This is a genomic window from Brucella cytisi (assembly GCF_038433355.1).
Taxonomy (GTDB): domain Bacteria; phylum Pseudomonadota; class Alphaproteobacteria; order Rhizobiales; family Rhizobiaceae; genus Brucella; species Brucella cytisi.
In genome coordinates this window covers 263,091-276,996 of the sequence record NZ_JBCAUP010000005.1, presented here as the reverse complement: position 1 = coordinate 276,996, position 13,906 = coordinate 263,091, and the positions used below count along the sequence as shown (strand labels likewise).

Here is a 13,906-nt window from a genome sequence, read left to right as displayed (position 1 = left end):
CTTGAAAGGATACGGACCATCGACCCGTTCGCATGCTTGGCTAAGTATCTGAGCAGATAGGAAAATACTGTTAGTAACTTCCAATGCCTCACTTTCGAAAGCGCTGATCGAGTTCGAACTTTTTCCCGCGTCCTATACAAGATTCATTCCGGTATCAGTAAACTCTGGTTGTTCATCTAACAAAAAAGAGCCTCGCATCCTGGACAAACATCGCGAAACCCAATGTCGGTCAAAACCCAAACTATGACAAAATGGCCGTCGATGCATTTTCCAAAGCAATGGACTGTTGGCTTTCAGCTAGATTTCAAAATAATTATTTCGGGTTTCTGACATTCCGCTCACAGGGCAAATAAAGTTCGATAGGATCCGATGTTGGCGGCTTCAACAACGATAGAGAAGCTTACTCAAAATCCGTCGGCAGCACATCGGCTGGGATGTTCTGATAGCTGACGGGCCGCAGGAAGCGGCGCATGGACATGGTTCCAACACTGGTTGCGCCGAAGTTGGTGCTGGCGGGGTAGGGGCCCCCATGAACCATAGAACCGACTACTTCCACGCCGGTCGGAAAGCCGTTTGCCAGAACCCGTCCGGCCTTGCGTTCAAGAACTGGCAATAGCTTGCGGGCGTCAGCTGCATCGTCCCTGTCCATATGCAAGGTTGCTGTCAGCTGGCCTTCAAGGCCCTTGGCCAGATGTACCATGTCATCGACCGACTTCACGCGAACGACGATGCCGAGCGGACCAAACACTTCTTTGCCGATGGTGTGATCGCTGAGGAAAGCGTCGCCGGTCGTCTCATAGAGATTGGGCGAAGCTTCGCGGCCCTTGCTTTCTGTGGTCAGCACCGCTTTGACGGAGTTACGGCTGTCGAAATGTACCTTGCCATCCTGATAGGCCCTGGCAATGCCGTCGGTCAGCATGACCTGCGGCGCAACCTTTTCCAAAGCACTGCGGGTGGACTGCACAAAGCTGTCGGCGTCCGATCCGTCGATAACCACGGCGATGCCTGGATTGGTGCAGAACTGACCGGCACCCATGGTCAAGGACGCGGCCCAGCCTTCGCCCAGCGACGGCGCGCGGGTTTTCATGGCTTCCGGCAGCAGGAACATCGGATTGACCGAGCCAAGCTCGCCGAAGAAAGGAATCGGTTCCGGGCGTTGTGCGCAAAGATTGAACAAGGCACGACCACCGCCAAGCGAGCCAGTAAAGCCGACAGCCTTGATCAGCGGATGCGTGACGAGCGCCTCGCCGACCTTGCAATCTCCACCCTGGATGAGGCTGAACACACCTTTCGGCATGCCGGTCCTGGTAATAGCGGCTAGAATGGCATCAGCGACGATTTCGCCGGTTCCCGGATGCGCAGAATGGCCCTTCACGACCACCGGGCAGCCTGCGGCGAGGGCCGCTGCCGTGTCGCCGCCAGCGGTGGAGAAAGCGAGCGGAAAGTTGGATGCGCCGAAAACTGCAACCGGGCCGATCGGGCGCTGCATCAGGCGGATTTCCGGGCGCGCTGCGGGCTTGCGGTCAGGCAGGGCTTCATCGACGCGACGATCCAGATAGTCACCCTTGCGGATATGGCTGGCAAAAAGGCGAAGCTGGCTGGTCGTGCGTCCACGCTCGCCTTGCAGACGGGCAACTGGCAAACCGGTTTCCTGCGTGCCGATTTCGGTAATGGCCTCCGCACGCGTTTCGATCTCGTCGGCAACGGCTTCCAGAAAAAGTGCGCGTTCTTCACGGCTCTTGTAACCATAAGTCCAAAACGCATCTTCCGCTGCCTCGCAGGCGCGCGCCACGAGAGTGGGCGTGCCGACTGCGAATTCATGCGATGGACCCGTCGCCGGTGTCGAGGCAAAAGTCGTCTCCCCCGCAACCCATTCACCCGCGATCAGATGGCGTCCGTGGGGCTTAAAATTCATTGTCATTTCCATTTCTGATGAACTAGTAAGGTTATAATATGTATTTGGATATGATCGTCAATACATCATATGTCTTTCATAGGCAGTCTTGTTCTACGCAATCAGAATTGCTAAACGATTGAAGCACAACCAAGGAAGTTTGCAGTGACGAACAAAGACAAGGACACATCCCGTTCAGCTGGTAATCTCGTCGCCAAAGTGAGTGAACAGCTGCGGCGATCCATACAGTCAGGCGAAATAACGCCCGGGACGAAGTTGCCCAGCGAAGCACGGCTTACTGAATCCTTTGGCGTCAGTCGCACGGTCATTCGCGAAGCGATCGCAGCCTTGCGGGCCGACCGGCTGGTGGAAGCAAGACAAGGTGCGGGTGTCTTTGTGCTCGAGCCGCAGCCGCCGGAAACAGTTCCTTTCCAAAACCTTGATTATGAGCGCGTTTCTTCCGTCATAGAACTTCTGGAACTGCGAACCGGCGTGGAAGTCGAGGCTGCGGGACTTGCCGCCTTGCGTCGTTCGCCGCAACAGGAAGAAGCCATCATCAATTGTCACAGGCAGGTTCTGGCCTGCCTCGAATCCGGTCAATCCACAAGCGAGGCAGATTTTGCCTTGCATCTTGCCATTGCAGATGCCGCCAACAATCCGCGCTTCCGCGAGTTTCTGGCAATGATCGGCAGTGGCGTCATTCCCCGTGCAGCACTTCAGTCGGGTGTAGACACCAGTTCCGGTGATTATATCGCCCATTTGCATAGGGAACACGCGCAGATCATAGAGGCTATATTCAACGGTGACGAAAACGGTGCCCGTGACGCCATGCGCCGACATTTGAAGGGCAGCCAGTCCCGCTATCGGGCCATTCTGCAGAGAGCACCATAACTTATAATATAAATTGTTGACACTTATCATCTGAGTCGGGTAGGTCCTATGTGTAGTTTTCCAGAAGGGATCGACACATGGAACCGCAACTAATCAAACAGAAACTGGGCGCTGGCCTGCTCTCGTTTCCGGTCACACATTTTGATGTGGAGGGGAATTTTGCTCCTGAAAGCTATAAGGCGCATGTCGAATGGCTTTCGGGTTTCGACGCACCCGTGCTGTTCGCAGCAGGAGGTACGGGTGAGTTTTTCTCTTTGAGACCCGACGAAATTCCGGCAATCGTCTCGGCCGCCAAAGAGGCGGCGGGCGGCAGTAATACGGCCATCGTTTCTGGTTGCGGCTATGGCACCGAGGTAGCCACCGAGATTGCGAAATCAGCAGAAAAAGCCGGGGCTGATGGAATCTTGCTTCTGCCCCATTATCTGATCGATGCCCCGCAGGAAGGGCTCTATGAGCATGTCAAGCGCGTCTGTCAGTCAATCGGAATCGGCGTCATGGTCTATAACCGCGACAATTCGGTTCTTCAGGCTGACACGCTGGCCCGCCTTTGCGATGCCTGCCCTAATCTCGTCGGTTTCAAGGATGGCGTCGGCGACATCGGTCTGGTTCGCCAGATTACCGCAAAGATGGGCGACCGACTGACCTATCTCGGCGGCATGCCAACGGCGGAACTCTTCGCCGAAGCTTATCTCGGTGCGGGCTTCACCACGTATTCCTCGGCGGTTTTCAACTTTGTTCCGGGCCTGGCGGTGGAATTCTACAAGGCATTGCGAGCAGGCGAACGCGCAAGCTGCGAGCGCATCCTCAATGAGTTCTTCTACCCGTTTATGGCGATCCGCAGCCGCCGTAAGGGCTATGCTGTTGCCGCAGTCAAGGCCGGCGTTCGCCTGCAGGGCTTTGCTGCCGGTCCGGTTCGTGCTCCCCTTTCCGACCTGACCAGGGAAGAAGAAGGCATGCTTGAAGCTCTGATCGGCAATCATGCCCGCAAGCAGGCGGCTTGAAACCTCGACTTGAAGATAGAAGCCGCAGCTCTTGGCTGCGGCTTTTTGATGGCCTCACATCAGGGAAGCGACCATTTCCCTGAGACGCGTGCAGGCTTTGACCAGTTCTGCTTCCGAAGCCGCAATTGACAGGCGGATGAAGCCCGGGGCTCCGAAGGCAATGCCTGGGACGCTGGAAACGCCAAATTCCTCAAGCAGATATTTCGCTACGTCGATATCGGTGTGAAGAACATTGTCCGCACCGGTTTTGCGACCGAAAAGCTTTTCAACGCCGATGAAAGCGTAAAAGGCGCCATCGGGCTTGAGGAAATTAATATCCGCAATCTGCGCCAGATGGTCGGCCACCAGATCGGCGCGGCGACTGAAGATTTCTGCGGCCTGCGCAACAAAGGCCTGATCACCGTCAAGGGCTGCCTGTGCCGCCGCCTGCGCGATAGAGCATACGGAGGTCACGCTTTGCGATTGCATCTTGTTGATCGCGGCAACAAGTGCTTTGGGGCCTGCGGCATAGCCGACGCGCCAGCCCGTCATGGCATAGGTTTTGGAGACACCGTTGACAATGAGCGTGCGTTCGCGAAGCTGCGGACATGCAGTCCCGAAAGAGTTGAAAGGCACCTCGCTTATCAGGACATGCTCATAGATTTCATCGGAGAGAATGAGAATGCGCTCGTGCTTTTCGAGAATATTGGCTAGTTGCGCATATTCATCTTCGCTATAAATGGCTCCTGTCGGATTGGATGGGGAATTGAGCATCAGCCAGCGGGATTTGGGTGTAATTGCCGCTGCAAGCCGGCTCGCGGTCAGTTTGAAACCAGTGTCCGGTCCGCAAGGCACAAAGACCGGCTTGCCGCCATGCAACGCGACAATATCAGCATAGGATACCCAGCACGGCGTGGGGATGATCACTTCATCCCCTTCTTCCAGCGTTGCCAGAAACGTGTCGAACAATATCTGCTTGGCGCCGTTGGCCACGGTCAGTTCATCAATGCTGAATTCAAGCTGGTTGTCGCGACTGAACTTGGCAATGATGGCCTTGCGAAGCGATTCCGTGCCAGCAGCAGCACCATAACGCACGCCGCCGGCTTTAACCGCCGCATGGACAGCATCCAGAACATGGGTGGGCGGTTCAAAATCAGGTTCACCCAGAGAAAGATCAACAATGTCCCGGCCCTCGGCGCGCAGTTTCCTGGCGGCCATGGAGACGGCCATGCTGGGGGACGCCTTGATGCCCGATGATCGGCGATTTTCATACTGCATGGGAATACTCTTTTATTGGTGAGATGAAAGAAGCCGCCCTCATGGGGCGGCTTCCGATGACGTTCAGGACTATCCATTCACCACATAATCAAAATCCTGGTCGCGTTTGACGGCTTCCGCATCACGCTTGTCGTGGGGGCCATAACCGCCACCTCCGGGCAGTTGAAGGATGAGCCTGCGACCGGCAGGAACATGCTGGCGTCCCTTGGCGTTCAACACCGTGCCATCGTCGAGAAGGACCGCGCCGGCGGCGCCGTTCTCTCCTCCTTCGCGGCCACGCGGTGGGTGCTTGATGCGGTCGAACATTGCGTTGAAGTAAATCTCGTGTCCTTCGATTGGAGCGATTTCCACCACCTGACCAAGGCCACCGCGGAACTGACCGGCACCACCCGAACCATCGCGCAGTTCCTTGCGCCAGAAAATGACCGGTCCGACGTGCTCCGTTGCTTCAATCGACATCGAGTGCACGCCACTTGGAAAAGCCGTGGCGTTCAACCCGTCCAGATGCGACCGCGCGCCGGTGCCCCCGCTGTTGAACAACAGCACTTCCGCACGGCGGCCGCCGTCCCTCGGGGCATCCTTGCCGGTGAGCGGGCGTGCGCTGACATGCAGGTTCCAAAGTGCGCCGGAACCTTCGGCGGGCACTTTTCCCGGCAGCATCTTGTGGACGGCACCGAGCACCGCATCGGGCACCAGATGGCCCAACACGTGGCGCACTGAAACGGGAGCCGGACGCTGCGCATTAAGGATGCAGTCTTTCGGCGCTGTCACCTTGAACGGCAGCAATGATGCATGGTTGTTGGGAATTTCCGGTGCGAGCGAGCATTTCAGGCCATAGCAGGCATAGGCGGCAGAATAGATCAACGGACAGTTGATGCCCTTGGGGCTCGGTGCCGATGTACCGGCGAAATCGGCAAGGATATGATCGGCATGCACGTCTATCCGCACAGCAATGTCGATTGGATCGCCGTAACCATCCACGCGCATCACGTTGGAATAGGTGCCGTGCGGCAGACTGGCCAGGCGTTCCAGCGTCGCATCATAGCTGCGCTTGAAGATGAAATCGGCCAGGCCTTCCAGATCATCGAGCTGGAATTCGTCCATCATGTCCATCAGGCGGCGATGACCGATTTCATTGCAGGCTGCGAGCGAATAGACGTCGCCGACGACCTGATGGCTTTCGCGCACATTGTTTCGCAGTATATTGACGAGGTCCTTGTTGACCACACCGCGCTCGGCAAACTTCATGATCGGCACGAAAATGCCTTCTTCATAAACTTCGTTCGCATCTGGGCCGAAGCCGCGTCCGCCAACATCAACCACATGTGCCGTACAGGCAAAGAAGCCAGTCAACTCGCCCTTGCGGAAGCTCGGCGACACGACCGTGAAGTCATGCAGGTGGCCCGTGCCTTTCCATGGGTCGTTGGTGATATAGACATCGCCCTCGTAGATGTTTTCGCGACCTATATCGTTGATGAAGTGGCCGACCGCTTCCGCCATGGCATTGACGTGGCCGGGGGTGCCGGTCACAGCTTGCGCGATCATGAGGCCTGCGCGGTTGAAGACACCTGCAGAAAGGTCGCCGGATTCACGCACGCTGGTGCTGAAGGCGGTACGGATGAGAGTGACGGCCTGTTCCTCGACAACGGAAATCAGGCGGTTCCACATGATCTGCATATGAACGTCGGAAATGGGTTTCTTTGTCATGTGAGACAGCTCCTTAGGCAGCCTTGGCGCGTAGCAGCAGGCATCCATCTGCCTGCATGATCGCTTCGCGGCTGGAGGTTACAACGGTCGAGGTTTCGCGTTCCGTAATGATGGCGGGGCCGGCAATCCACTCGCCCGGCTTCATGGTTTCGCGCTCGACGATCGAGGCTTTCAGGAAGCGTTCTTCGAGAACGTCGAACACCTGACGCGTGGCGGATATGGCGGCTTGCTCCTGTTTCTGGACCGGCTTTGCGGGAGTTAGGGCAGCGGCGTCTGCGCTTGCGCGCAATGACCAACTGACAATCTCGACATCAAGATCATCGATCACGCGGCCGAAGAAACGCTCGTAGCATTTGTCAAAAAGCGTGCGGAACAGCGCCGCATCCGCATCGCTGTAATCGCTTACGTCAATCGTAACCGGCACTTCCCAGCCTTGTCCGGCATAGCGCATGTAAGCGGTGCATTCGAGCGTCGGGTCTGCGTCAGGCGCGCCTGATCGAACGAAGGAGGTTGCTTCCTCAACCAGTTCCTTGATGACCGCATTGATGGCCTTGCCTTCAAAGCGACTCAGGCGGCTGTATGCACTGCGTACCGATTCAAAGCCGAAGGGAGCACGCAGGAAACCGATGGCCGAACCAACCCCGGCTCCGGGTGGAATGAGAAGATCGGTCACGCCGAGTTTTTCACACAGGCGCGCGGCGTGAACTGGAGCGGCACCGCCGAAGGCGATCATCGTGAATTCCGACAGTTCCTTGCCGTTTTCAACTGCATGCATGCGTGCGGCATTGCTCATGTTCTCATCTACCACTTCGCTCAGACCATATGCAGAAGTGGCAATGTCGGAACCAAGCTTGGAGCCGATATCGGCATCCACGGCTTTTTCCGATGCAGATCGTGAGAGTTGCATCGTGCCGCCCGCAAATGTATCGGGGTCGAGGCGGCCCAGAATGACATCGGCGTCCGTAACGGTTGGATGGATGCCGCCGCGATCATAGCAGGCAGGACCGGGTTCCGATCCCGCGCTATGCGGTCCGACGCGGATCTGACGCATGGAATCGACGGTTGCAATTGAGCCGCCGCCCGCACCGATCTCCACCATTTCGATCACCGGAATGGAGATCGGCATGCCGCTTCCCTTCTTGAAGCGATAGGTACGCGCCACTTCAAAGGTTTTGGAGGTTTTGGGCATCTGCTGCTCGATGAGGCAGATTTTTGCGGTCGTGCCGCCCATATCATAGGAGACGACCTGATCGAGCTTGTGATTGGCGGCAATGTGGGCCGCGAAGATCGCGCCACCGGCAGGGCCGGATTCAAGCAGGCGAACAGGAAATTCGATGGCGCTTTCAATGCTGATGATACCGCCGCCCGAATGAATCATGAAGACGGGGGCAACAAGGCCCTCTTCGCGAAGACGTCCGACAAGACGGTTGAGATAAGAAGCCATCAGCGGCTTGACATAGGCATTGGCGCAGACGGTGTTGAAACGCTGAAATTCGCGCATCTGCGGCGAGACTTCAGAGGAAATCGATACGGAAAGACCGGGCTTTCTGGCGAGAAGACGCTCGCGGAAACGGCGCTCATGCTCACCATTGAGATAGGAATGGATGAAACCGACGGCCACACTTTCGTAGCCTTCCGTAATGATGCGGTCGCAAAGCGCATCGACTTCTTTTTCATCGAGCGGCTTCAAAACCTCGCCACGGGCGCCTATGCGTTCGTTAACAACCAGCCGGTCGTTACGCGCAACAAGCGGCGCGGGCAGCACGATATCGAGATCATATTGCTCGAAACGGCTTTCCGTGCGCATTTCAATCACATCGCGAAAGCCCCTGGTTGTCACGAGTGCGGTTTTCGCACCGCGTCGCTCAATCAGTGCATTGGTGGCAAGCGTCGTTCCGTGAATGACAGTGTCGATCTGATCAAGCTTCACTCCAGCTTTTTCAGCCACTTCCCGAATGCCTTTGATGATGGCATTTTCGGGAAATGCATAATCCGTCAGCACCTTGGTTGAATAGAGGGTGGAACCCACTTCCATTGCCACGTCGGTGAAGGTTCCGCCGATATCGACACCCACCCTGACCAGTTTGCCATTTATCGTCATTTTCTGCTTAACTCCCAGAAAGATATCCCGGAAAGGGACGAGTACGTTGCGTGCTGTCACGGCTTGGTTCAGGCACGTGTTTACCGGTTCCCGCAAAAGGCCTTGCGGGTTCATGTCATTGGATACTGAAGACTTTGGATGTTCCGGTGCGTTTCACACGCACCGGGGAACCTTATGTGCTGGCGTTATTGCTTGCCGGTGAAATCCACCCCTTCAAGCGTGGTTGGCAGCTTCGGACGGTCGACGCCGATCCACTTCTTATAAAGCGTATCCAGCGAACCATCTGCATTGTGGCGCGTCACGAAATCATTGAGAAAATCGAGCATGGCCTGGTCGCCCTTGCGCACTGCCATGGCCTGGATATTGTCCGCTGCCTTGTATTTGCGAACGTATTTGTCACCATTACCGGTACTCTCGATCACAAGGCCATAGGTGAGACTTCCGAGGATCGCATCGACCTGGCCCGACAGAAGCGCCTGCACGGTGGTGGCGTCGTCGTCAAAGCCCTTGATTTTTGTGCCCGCGGGGGCTGCCTTCTTGAGGATCGGCTCGAACGCGCTGCCGCGATTGACGCCGATCGTGTATTTGGCGAGATCCTCGTTGCTGTTGATCTCGGCGTCCTTTTTGCCCCAGACCGTGATGTCATTGGCCGAATAGGGAAGCACGAACTGGATAACCTTTGCGCGTTCGGGCGTGATCGTCATCGAGGGCACCAGAAAATCGACCATGCCGTTGGTCAGAAGCGGAATGCGGTTCTGCCCTGTCACGCGCTCGAACTTGACCTCCACTCCCAGTTCCCCGGCAATAAGGTTGGCCACATCGATGTCAAAGCCACCATTCTTGCCGTTCTCATCGATGAAGCCCCATGGAAACTGATCCATCTGCACGCCGATGACGGCCACGCCCTTGGCCCTGATTTCCTCCGGGCTTGCCGCTTCAGCCGCACCAATGGACAAGGCGGATGCGACGAGGCTGGTTGCAAGGCTGAGTGCGATCGCGGAACCCTTGAAAACTGCGTTGATCATGTTCTTACCTCTGGTTTGTTTTATCGTTGACTAGCGTGGGGTGTTCAGCCGCTTTTCGATCCGGGCGCTGTAGTAAGTGAGTGGCACACAGATGATGAAATAGATGAGCCCCACGGTGCCGTAGACCTTCATCGGCTCAAAAGTAATGTTGGCCATCAACTGTCCTGAACGGGTGAGTTCAGTCAGTCCGAGCAGCGCGGCCAGCGCCGTTCCCTTGATCAAATTGACGAGAAAGCCGATCGTCGCCGGAAGGCCAATGCGAAAGGCTTGCGGCAGCACGACATCCTTCATGCGATGGAAATAACCGATACCGAGCGCACGGGCAGCCTCGTCCTGTCCGCTGGAAACAGCCTGGATGCTGCCGCGCCAGATCTCTCCCAGAAAAGCACTGGCATGCAGCGACAGGCCAATGATCAGCGCCACCCAGATGTCGACCCGGATACCCAGGATGGGCAGGCCAAAATAAACGAAGAACAGCTGGATCAGCAGCGGTGTACCCTGAAAAATCTGGATATAGGTTGCCATCAGATAGCGCAGCCATCTTTTCCCGGATGTGCGTCCCAGTGCTACGACGAGACCGCCCAGCCCCCCGAAAGTGAAGGCAAGGATAGAGAGAATGACGGTCCATTTAGCACCGTCGAGAATGAAGAGAAATTCGGAGAAACCAAAACTGCGGATCATCTTGGGACCTCACTTCGACGGGTAGGAAAAATAGGTCCTGCCGATGATTTGCAGAACGAGCGAGAAGAATTGCGACAAGGCCAGGTAGATGACGCCGAGCACGAAATAGATTTCAAAGCTGCGGAAGGTTTCCGAATCTATCATCTGTCCGACATAGGTCAGTTCTTCCGCGGAGATTGACGCCACAAGGCTTGAATTGAGCATCATCAGGATGAACTGGCTGCAAAGCGCGGGATATACAGCGCGTATGGCCGGGCGGAAGATGATGAAACGGTAGATGTCGAAGGTATGAAGCCCGAGCGCCTTGCCAGCTTCGATTTGGCCCGCCTTGATCGATTCCACGCCGCCGCGCACGATTTCCGCCGCATATGCCGCGCAATTGAGTGTCATGGCGAGAACGGCCGCCTGTTCGGCGGAAAGAGTCACGCCCAGCGAAGGCATGCCGAAGAAGATGAAGAACAATTGCACCAGAAACGGTGTGTTGCGGATCAGTTCGATATAGCCGAAGGCCGTGAGCGAAATCACCCGCACCGAACTCATCCGCATCAGCATGAAGACGATACCCAGCGCGAGGCCCAGGACCATGGAAATGGATGAAATCTTCAGCGTCTGGATCGCACCGTTGAAGAGCGCGGGCCAGGCTGCCAGGACCGGTCCCATGTCGAATGTGTATTGCATCAAATTATTCTCCCGTTCGCGGCCGTTTCCCCTTTGTTTTCTAGTGGTTCAGAATCTGGCCTAGAAACGCCTTGGCGCGCTCATGTCTCGGATTGCCGAAGAATTCGGCTGGCGGCGCGCTTTCGATGATTTCGCCCCGATCCATGAAGATGACGCGATGAGCGACCGCACGGGCAAAACCCATCTCATGGGTCACACAGATCATGGTGATACCGTCGTCAGCGAGACTGATCATTGTGTCCAGCACTTCCTTGACCATTTCTGGATCGAGCGCCGAAGTCGGCTCATCGAACAGCATGATCTTCGGGCCCATGCAGAGTGCCCGCGCAATGGCGACGCGTTGCTGCTGACCGCCGGAGAGTTGTGCCGGGTATTTTTCGGCCTGCTCGGCAATATGAACACGCTTCAGGAAATGCATCGCCTTTTCCCGGGCTTCGAGAAGCGAGTTCTTGTGCACGCGGCGTGGCGCCAGCATGCAATTTTCCAGCACTGTCATGTGCGGAAACAAGTTGAACTGCTGGAATACCATGCCGACATCGCGGCGAATGTGATCGACATTGGCGCCGGTATGTCCCAGACGGGTGCCATTTACATCGATGATACCGTCCTGAATTTCTTCCAGATAATTGATGCAGCGGATCAGTGTCGACTTGCCCGATCCGGATGGACCGCACAGCACGATATGCTCACCTCGGTCCACCTCCAAATTGATATCCTTGAGAACATGGAGCTGGCCATACCATTTGTTGACCCCATTCATCGTGATGGCTTTGTCAGACATCTCATTCTCGCTTCGTCTATATTTGCAAAAGGAAGTTGGCGCTCAAGGCTGGACTTCAAAGATGGCGTCGACTTCGACGGCAAAACCGCGCGGCAGGGAACCTGCGCCAAGGGCTGTGCGAGCATGATGCCCCTTCTCCCCAAGCACCGCGATCAGAAGATCGGAAGCACCATCGATCACTGCTGGATGATCCTTGAAATCAGGCACGGCGTTCACAAAGCCCCGCAGCTGCAGACAGGCGGAAATGCGGTCGAGATCGCCATCGAGGGCGGCGGCCGCCCGCGCCAGCAAATTGAGCGCACAGACGCGCGCTGCCTGGTAAGCTTCCTCGACATTCATCGTGCTGCCAACCAATCCGAGATAGCAGTCAACTCCATCGACACGCGGCACCTGACCAGAGATATACAACGTATGACCACTCAGCCTGTATGGTACATAGGCGCCACTGGGCGCCCCCACTTCAGGCAGGATAAGACCCAGTTCCTTCAGTCTGGCTGAAACCAGTCCCATTCTGTTTCCCCTTATTCTCGCCGGAACGCACATATGACCGGAAGGCGCATATGTCCGTTCAAGACCATTTTGAGAGCACGTGTCCCATCACCCGGTCCATGAGGCCGGAGGATTGGGCCCTCGCACCTGATGCCAACGCGCTCTTTCGACCGACAACCTCAGAGTTTCGACAAGTGATATTATGACTTTGCCCTTTGTTATGATGATAGGTTTGCTAAAATATTATCACTTGTCAAGATGGATATTTTGGGGAGCGGCATGATGCGAAGCCCGCGGCGAGATTGCCATTTAACATAACACTTCCAACTATTTAATAATGCCAGACCGTGCCAGACGCATATTATCCGCCCAAAGAAGCATGGTGAAAATTTGCGCGCGATGACCCTCACCGCCAAAAATTAGTAATACCATTCTGCGAAAGAGAGGTTACATCCAGAGGCATAATTCAGCGCCATAACCTGATAAGATAATATCTCTAATGAGTGATATTATCTTGTAATTCTGTTCACGGCATCGTATCAATGACAGACAACCTGATCGACCAACTGGAACTGACGGACATTGAAGACGCTTACCGCACGGACGATTGAAAATCTTAAGGCATTCATTCGCGATGGGGATTTTAAAACCGGGGACAAGCTGCCTACGCTGGTGGAGCTTGGCGAGACGCTTGGCGTCAGCCGTACGGTCATCCGTGAAGCCATTGCAGAACTTCGCTCTGATGGCCTGCTGGAAGTGAAGCACGGCGTCGGAGTTTTCATCCGTGATTTCGAAAGGCTGCGTTTTTCAGGCGACGATGTTTCGCCGCTTGAACCTTTGGCACGGTTGTCGCTGCCCTTCATGGATTTGCTGGAATTACGCATGGCCTTTGAGGTTCATGCTGCGGGACTGGCCGCGCAACGGCGCTCCTGGGCGCAGGAGGCCAATATGTGGGAAGCGCTCAAAAAATTCGAGGCGTCCGTGGACGACGAGGCCGCGCTCGATGAGTTGGATTACATCTTTCACCGTTCGATTGCCGAGGCGACCAACAATCAGGCCTTTATCGAGTTTTTCAGCGTCATGAGCCTGAAGATCCTACCCCAGCCCGCATTTTCGAGCGATCTCAATCCTTCGTTGATTACACCCGACTATATCCGCAATAGCGTGACTGAACATCGTGCAATCTGCGAAGCCATCAGTGCCGGGAATGCGGAGGCTGCGCGCGAGGCGATGCAGGCGCACCTCGCCCGCAGCCACCAGCGCTATCGCGGTTTCAACGGCAGCATAGGCTCCCCTCTCAGCAATGTGACAGAGCTTTGAACCCGACCGGCTACGGTTTGGACCTGGGACCTGGAGATTTCTGTCAGATCAGATCGATCGCCGCAATCTATCCTGCATTTC

12 protein-coding genes are annotated in these 13,906 nt (G+C 56.0%); 3 read left to right on the top strand and 9 right to left on the bottom strand.

The window, feature by feature from the left end:
* Positions 1-400: 400 nt before the first annotated feature.
* Positions 401-1,915 (bottom strand): aldehyde dehydrogenase (NADP(+)), encoded by a 1,515-nt coding sequence (locus AAE521_RS07455; protein WP_342060916.1) that lies wholly within the window; start codon positions 1,913-1,915, stop codon positions 401-403.
* 144 nt (positions 1,916-2,059) lie between these two features.
* On the opposite strand from AAE521_RS07455, the gene AAE521_RS07450 reads away from it, so the two are divergent.
* Complete coding sequence (locus AAE521_RS07450; RefSeq protein ID WP_342060915.1) at positions 2,060-2,785, top strand: FadR/GntR family transcriptional regulator; 726 nt, start codon at positions 2,060-2,062, stop codon at positions 2,783-2,785.
* A gap of 77 nt (positions 2,786-2,862) precedes the next feature.
* Positions 2,863-3,786: a 5-dehydro-4-deoxyglucarate dehydratase gene (gene kdgD, locus AAE521_RS07445; protein ID WP_071632358.1), complete on the top strand. Its 924-nt coding sequence runs from the start codon at positions 2,863-2,865 to the stop codon at positions 3,784-3,786.
* Between the two features lie 54 nt (positions 3,787-3,840).
* Here kdgD and AAE521_RS07440 read toward each other — a convergent pair whose 3' ends face one another.
* The 8 genes from AAE521_RS07440 to AAE521_RS07405 form a co-directional block, all read right to left on the bottom strand.
* Positions 3,841-5,043 carry a pyridoxal phosphate-dependent aminotransferase gene (locus AAE521_RS07440; protein ID WP_342060914.1) on the bottom strand — a complete coding sequence of 401 codons (1,203 nt, stop codon included), beginning with the start codon at positions 5,041-5,043 and terminating at the stop codon, positions 3,841-3,843.
* 69 nt (positions 5,044-5,112) lie between these two features.
* On the bottom strand, positions 5,113-6,750 hold the full coding sequence (locus AAE521_RS07435; protein WP_342060913.1) for a hydantoinase B/oxoprolinase family protein: 1,638 nt from the start codon (positions 6,748-6,750) through the stop codon (positions 5,113-5,115).
* Between the two features lie 13 nt (positions 6,751-6,763).
* Positions 6,764-8,851 carry a hydantoinase/oxoprolinase family protein gene (locus AAE521_RS07430; protein WP_342060912.1) on the bottom strand — a complete coding sequence of 696 codons (2,088 nt, stop codon included), beginning with the start codon at positions 8,849-8,851 and terminating at the stop codon, positions 6,764-6,766.
* Positions 8,852-9,036: 185 nt separating this feature from the next.
* Complete coding sequence (locus tag AAE521_RS07425; RefSeq protein WP_342060911.1) at positions 9,037-9,876, bottom strand: transporter substrate-binding domain-containing protein; 840 nt, start codon at positions 9,874-9,876, stop codon at positions 9,037-9,039.
* A 30-nt stretch (positions 9,877-9,906) separates the two neighbouring features.
* Positions 9,907-10,557: an amino acid ABC transporter permease gene (locus tag AAE521_RS07420; protein ID WP_342060910.1), complete on the bottom strand. Its 651-nt coding sequence runs from the start codon at positions 10,555-10,557 to the stop codon at positions 9,907-9,909.
* A gap of 9 nt (positions 10,558-10,566) precedes the next feature.
* A complete protein-coding gene (locus AAE521_RS07415; RefSeq protein ID WP_342060945.1) occupies positions 10,567-11,235 on the bottom strand; it encodes an amino acid ABC transporter permease in 669 nt (222 codons plus the stop codon).
* Positions 11,236-11,275: 40 nt separating this feature from the next.
* Entirely contained in the window at positions 11,276-12,016 is a 741-nt protein-coding gene (locus AAE521_RS07410) for an amino acid ABC transporter ATP-binding protein (RefSeq protein ID WP_071632352.1), read from the bottom strand.
* Between the two features lie 42 nt (positions 12,017-12,058).
* Positions 12,059-12,526, bottom strand: a complete 468-nt coding sequence (locus AAE521_RS07405; protein ID WP_039853397.1) for a RidA family protein — start codon at positions 12,524-12,526, stop codon at positions 12,059-12,061.
* A 561-nt stretch (positions 12,527-13,087) separates the two neighbouring features.
* Here AAE521_RS07405 and AAE521_RS07400 point away from each other — a divergent pair.
* Positions 13,088-13,825 (top strand): FCD domain-containing protein, encoded by a 738-nt coding sequence (locus AAE521_RS07400; protein ID WP_112584919.1) that lies wholly within the window; start codon positions 13,088-13,090, stop codon positions 13,823-13,825.
* Positions 13,826-13,906: the final 81 nt, after the last annotated feature.